This window comes from Paenibacillus sp., from assembly GCF_035645235.1.
Classification (GTDB): domain Bacteria; phylum Bacillota; class Bacilli; order Paenibacillales; family YIM-B00363; genus Paenibacillus_AE.
In genome coordinates, this window is record NZ_DASQMZ010000123.1 from 1 (window position 1) to 4,632 (window position 4,632).

6 protein-coding genes are annotated in these 4,632 nt (G+C 62.0%); 3 read left to right on the forward strand and 3 right to left on the reverse strand.

Annotated features, from left to right (window positions below; genetic code table 11):
* Nucleotides 1-382: 382 nt before the first annotated feature.
* Entirely contained in the window at nucleotides 383-580 is a 198-nt protein-coding gene (locus tag VEZ38_RS11720) for a DUF6954 family protein (protein ID WP_324893548.1), read from the forward strand.
* On the opposite strand, the gene VEZ38_RS11725 is transcribed toward VEZ38_RS11720, so the two are convergent.
* Entirely contained in the window at nucleotides 558-1,847 is a 1,290-nt protein-coding gene (locus tag VEZ38_RS11725) for a glycoside hydrolase family 18 protein (RefSeq protein ID WP_324893549.1), read from the reverse strand. The genes VEZ38_RS11720 and VEZ38_RS11725 overlap by 23 nt on opposite strands.
* 241 nt (nucleotides 1,848-2,088) lie before the next feature.
* Between VEZ38_RS11725 and VEZ38_RS11730 the strand changes: the two genes are divergently transcribed.
* Nucleotides 2,089-3,312, forward strand: coding sequence for an MFS transporter (locus VEZ38_RS11730; RefSeq protein ID WP_324893550.1), 1,224 nt, complete (start codon nucleotides 2,089-2,091; stop codon nucleotides 3,310-3,312).
* 311 nt (nucleotides 3,313-3,623) lie between these two features.
* On the opposite strand, the gene VEZ38_RS11735 is transcribed toward VEZ38_RS11730, so the two are convergent.
* Nucleotides 3,624-3,767: a hypothetical protein gene (locus VEZ38_RS11735; RefSeq protein ID WP_324893551.1), complete on the reverse strand. Its 144-nt coding sequence runs from the start codon at nucleotides 3,765-3,767 to the stop codon at nucleotides 3,624-3,626.
* Nucleotides 3,764-3,991, reverse strand: a complete 228-nt coding sequence (locus tag VEZ38_RS11740) for a TetR/AcrR family transcriptional regulator (protein ID WP_324893552.1) — start codon at nucleotides 3,989-3,991, stop codon at nucleotides 3,764-3,766. Before VEZ38_RS11740 ends, VEZ38_RS11735 begins: the two co-directional genes overlap by 4 nt.
* A gap of 155 nt (nucleotides 3,992-4,146) precedes the next feature.
* Between VEZ38_RS11740 and mscL the strand changes: the two genes are divergently transcribed.
* Nucleotides 4,147-4,596 carry a large-conductance mechanosensitive channel protein MscL gene (mscL, locus tag VEZ38_RS11745; RefSeq protein ID WP_324893553.1) on the forward strand — a complete coding sequence of 150 codons (450 nt, stop codon included), beginning with the start codon at nucleotides 4,147-4,149 and terminating at the stop codon, nucleotides 4,594-4,596.
* Nucleotides 4,597-4,632 lie beyond the last annotated feature (36 nt).

Below are 4,632 nucleotides of genomic sequence, written 5' to 3' on the forward strand. Positions count from 1 at the left end.
TTCGGCGAATAAGGTCATATATGACCTTATGTGCGAGGCGATGGCGGGCAGTCGGGGGGCGGCGGTAGGTACGGGAACCGAACGTGTCGGCGAGGGGCAGGAAATAAGGCACAATGTGATCTTATTTCGGCGAATAAGGTCATATATGACCTTATGTGCGAGCCAACGCGGGCAGTCGGGGGGGCGGCGGCAGGTACGGGAACCGAACGTGTCGGCGAGGGGCACGAAATAAGGCACAATGTGATCTTATTTCGGCGAATAAGGTCATATATGTTCTAATGTACGAGGCGATGGCGGGCGGGAGCCGGAATGTCCCCGACGGAAGGGGGGATAGTAACGGGAGAGGCCAATACGCCACATTTTGAAAAAAGGAGGAGGCTCCATGAAAGCACTCGTCTGGGCGGTCGCTGTCGTGCTGTACGCGCTCGTCACGTTCTTCGGCATCGGTCCCGTGCTCATGGCGGACGGACTGCGCGGCGAACGTCTGCTGACGCTCGCCGTCGTCCTTGCGATCTACGCCGCGATTACGATCGGGCTGCGCTGGGCGCTGCGACGCGTCAGCGCCGCTTCGCGATCGTGAAGTTGTCTTCGAGCAGCAGCCAGTTTTGCGGGAACGAGAGGCCGAGCTTCCAATAGCTGATGCCGCGCAGGCCCAGCTCCTTGATCAGGTCGAACTTCGCCTGGATGGAGCGCGCGTCCTCGAACCACACCTCGTGCTGGCGGCCTTGGGCGTCCCAGTAGTTGAAGTGCGGCGCCTGCGCGGCGACGTCGTAACGAATCGACGAATTCGTCCGGCGCGCGAGATCGATGGCCGCTTGCGGACTGAGCGCCCGCGCGTACTCGCCCCCGGCGACGTACGGCAGCGTCCAATCGTACCCGTACAGGTTCTGGCCCATCATGATTTTGCTCCCGGGCATCTCCGTCAGCGCGTACTCCAGCACGCGGCGCACCGGGCCGATCGGCGACACCGCCATCGCCGGGCCGCCGCTGTAGCCCCATTCGTACGTCATGATGACGACGAAGTCGGCGTAGCGGCCGTGCGCGGCGTAGTCGTGCGCCTCGTACCACTCGCCTTGCTGCGTCGCGCTCGTCTTCGGCGCGAGCGCCGTCGACATGAGGAAGCCTTCGCCGTGCAGCCGCTCCGACGCCCGCTCGAGGAACCGGTTGTACGCCTCGCGATCCGCCGGCCGCAGAAACTCGAGGTCGAAGTGGATGTCCTGGAAGCCTAGCTCGCGGGCGGTCCGCACGATGTTGTCGAGCAGCGCCGTCTGGACCGCCTGATCGTTCATAATGATGCGGCCGAGCTCCGCGCTGAATTGGTCGTTCTCGAGATTGGTAACGACCATCATCAAGGTGACGCGCTGCGCCGCGGCGATGCCGGCAAGGTCGCCGAGCGGCGGCCGTTCGAGCGAGCCGTCCCGCTGAATGCGGAAGGAGAACGGCGCGAGATACGTCAGATGCGGCGCGGCTTCGCGGGCGGACGCGGAGAGCGCCGGCGCGACCGTCTCGCCCCGCGGCTCGACGTACGCGTTCGACTCGACGCCGCGCTTCGGCCGCGGCGGGATGTACAGCCGCAAGCCGACCGGCAGCGTCTGCGTCGTCGACAGCCGATTGACGGACGCGAGCGTCTCGATCGGTATCCCGTACCGGCGCGACACCGAATACAGGCTCTCGCCCGGCTGCAGCCAATGATAAGAGCCGACGATCGGAATGACGACGGCTTGGCCGACGACGAGCGATTGACTCGCGTCCAACTCGTTGGCGTCGGCTATCGTTTGCACCGGCACGCCGTACGCTTGAGACAGGCCGTACAGCGATTGCCCCGGTTGAATGACATGGATTTGCATACCTCGACGGATCCTCCCGTAACATGACTTCATGCCATCGTATTCGGGAGGGGAGAAATGGGTGTTCGCGGAGAACGAAAAAAAGAAGCGCCGGCGTCCCCGTCCGCGCTCCCGAACGGTACGGCGGGGAAAGCGGAGCGAAATCGGGATATTTTCATAAAATTGCGCCTTGCGTAAAACCGAGTTCCATGGGATTCTGCATGTAGACGCATAAACTACCTACAGAATGAAGGAACCTCTCGTGAAGCCTGCCTTTTCGTTTCAACCCCAGCCTCGTTTCGGCCTGCCGCTCGGCCCCGACGCTTGGAACAACTTCCGCTGGGATTTCGGCGCGGCCGCCCTGTTCAGCACGTTCAACGTCGTCTTTAACCAGTTCTACGTGCCCATGGCCATTCAGCAGGGTGCGACGAACGTGCAAGTCGGCTTGCTCTCAGCGGCGCCGGCGATCGGACTGTTGTTTTCGCCGCTGTGGGCCGCCTGGATCGAGCGGATGAACCCGAAGCCGTTCGTCATCTGGCCGAACGTCGTAGGCCGGGCGCTCATCCTGCTCCCGGCGTTCTTCGGCGCCCCGTGGGTGTACGTCGCCACCGCGCTCGCGTTTCATCTGTTGATGGGCATCCAGGCGCCGGCGTACGCGGCTTTGATGACCCGCATTTACCCGGCGCCGCTGCGCGGTCGGTTGATGGGGTACGTGCGCGTCGCGATGGGCATCTTGATGATCCCTACCGCGTACTTCATCGGCTTATGGACGGACCTCGGGGGGCCGTCCGGTCCGTTGATGCTGGCGTCCCTCACCGGACTCGTGTCGATCTCGATGTTCTTCGGCGTGCGCGCGTCGGAGCCGGCGCCGGCGCGTTCGACCGCCGCGAAGCGGGCGACGCTGAAGGAGCAATGGGCGGTCGTGAAGGAGAACCGGCCGCTGGCGATCTTTTTGATCGCTACGACGTTTTCGGGCTTCGGCAACATCCTCGTGCAACCGCTTTATCAGATTATGCAGGTCGAGCTGCTCCAGCTGACTAACGTGGAGATCGGATACGCCCGCATGACGTATTATGTATGTCTCATCGCCGCGCTGCTCGTCGTCGGCTGGGCGGTCGACCGCTACCCGCCCGAGCGGACGCTGACGTACGGCATCGCCGCGTTCGGCGCGGCGCCGCTCCTGTACGGTCTGTTCGGCAACTACCCGGCCGTCATCGCGGCGAGCGGGGTGCAAGGCATCGGCGACGCGATCTGGGACATCGGCATCTTGGCGTACGTCTTCCGCATCGCGCCGGGGCGCGAGGCGGTCGTCTTCGGCCTTCACCTGCTCCTGTTCGGCATCCGCGGCTCCTTCGGTCCGATCCTCAGTTCGGCGCTCGTCGACGTCGTCCCGATCTCGGCTTTGCTGCTGTTCGCCGCGGCTTGCAGCTTCGTCGGCACGGCGGTGTTCTGGCGCGGGACGAGAAAGCTGGCCCAGACCGCGTAAAAGGGCCTTAAAAATTGGACGACCCCCGCTCCGGAGCCCGGAACGGGGGTCTGTTTATGTGTCGCGCAACCGCGTATGTCGATTCCGAAATTCATTACTTCACGAAAACAACGATAGCCCTGCCTCTCGATCGTCCTTGCGGTTCCTAGACCGCGCCAGTATGGATTCGTGTTCCTTCCTGCAGCCGTTAGAGTAAAAAAGGAAGTGAAAACGAGGATTGGGTTAGATCCATCTGAGGAATGTTCATAAGGGGTTACACTTACAATATTTAATATTACCACAAACTCCATGCAACATACAAGGAAAATGTTTCAGTCGAACGTCTCGACGAGCCGAGCTGCCTCCGCAAGCTCGAGCTGCGCCTCCGATTCGCCGCTGCAAATCCGTTCGAGAAGCGAGAGCATGCCCGCCAGCACGATGCGCCGCGGCTTCGGCTTCGCCGCCTCCTCCTTCATGACGTCCGCCGCCTCCCGGGCGGTCGCCGCGGTTCCTTCGGCCGGGGCTTGTAATAATCGGTAACGACCGACAACAGCAGCTCTTCCTTCGATTTGAAGTAGAAATCAATGCCGCCCTTGGCGATTCCCGCCTCGTCCGCGATGTCTTGGATCGTCGTCTGATGGTACCCTTTCGCGGCGAACAGCGTGAGCGCGCTGTTCAGGATGCGCGTCTTCTTTTCCATGAAGCACCTCCCGTTCTCACATTGTACCATAAGCGTCGATCCGCGGTTCGCGCGGAACGGAGAGGCGCGTCGGCGGAAGCGCGATTCGCATCGGCAAGGGCGTCCCGGTATGGTACAATGGCGAACGGAATCCTATCGGAAAGAAGGCTAGTCCCATGTGGAAAGAGTTCAAGGCATTCGCCGTCAAGGGCAACGTCATCGACCTCGCGGTCGGCGTCATGCTCGGGGCCGCGTTCGGCAAGATCGTGACGTCGATCGTCAACGATATCGTCATGCCGCCGATCGGATGGCTGCTCGGGCAGGTTCGGTTCGACGACCTGTTCATCGCCTTGAACGGCAAACGGTACGAGACGCTCGAGGAAGCGGCGGCGGATGCCGCGCCGACGATCAATTACGGTCTGTTCCTCAATACGGTTCTGGATTTCCTGATCGTCGCGTTCACGATCTTCCTCGTCGTCCGGCAGATCAACAAGCTGCGCAAGTTCCGGCAGAAGGAAGCTCCGGCGCCGACCGAGAAGACGTGCCCGGAATGCTTGTCCCTCGTGCCGATCGCGGCGAAGCGGTGCAAGCATTGCACGAGCGTATTGCAGGTCGGAGAAGCGTAAAGTCGATAACGAACGTTTCGGAAAACGAGAAGGCAC

Excerpts from the sequence above, each read along its gene's own strand:
- VEZ38_RS11720 (WP_324893548.1), top strand. The coding sequence starts at position 383 with ATGAAAGCACTCGTCTGGGCGGTCGCTGTCGTGCTGTACGCGCTCGTC.
- VEZ38_RS11725 (WP_324893549.1), bottom strand. The coding sequence starts at position 1,847 with ATGCAAATCCATGTCATTCAACCGGGGCAATCGCTGTACGGCCTGTCT.
- VEZ38_RS11735 (WP_324893551.1), bottom strand. The coding sequence starts at position 3,767 with ATGAAGGAGGAGGCGGCGAAGCCGAAGCCGCGGCGCATCGTGCTGGCG.
- VEZ38_RS11740 (WP_324893552.1), bottom strand. The coding sequence starts at position 3,991 with ATGGAAAAGAAGACGCGCATCCTGAACAGCGCGCTCACGCTGTTCGCC.
- mscL (WP_324893553.1), top strand. The coding sequence starts at position 4,147 with ATGTGGAAAGAGTTCAAGGCATTCGCCGTCAAGGGCAACGTCATCGAC.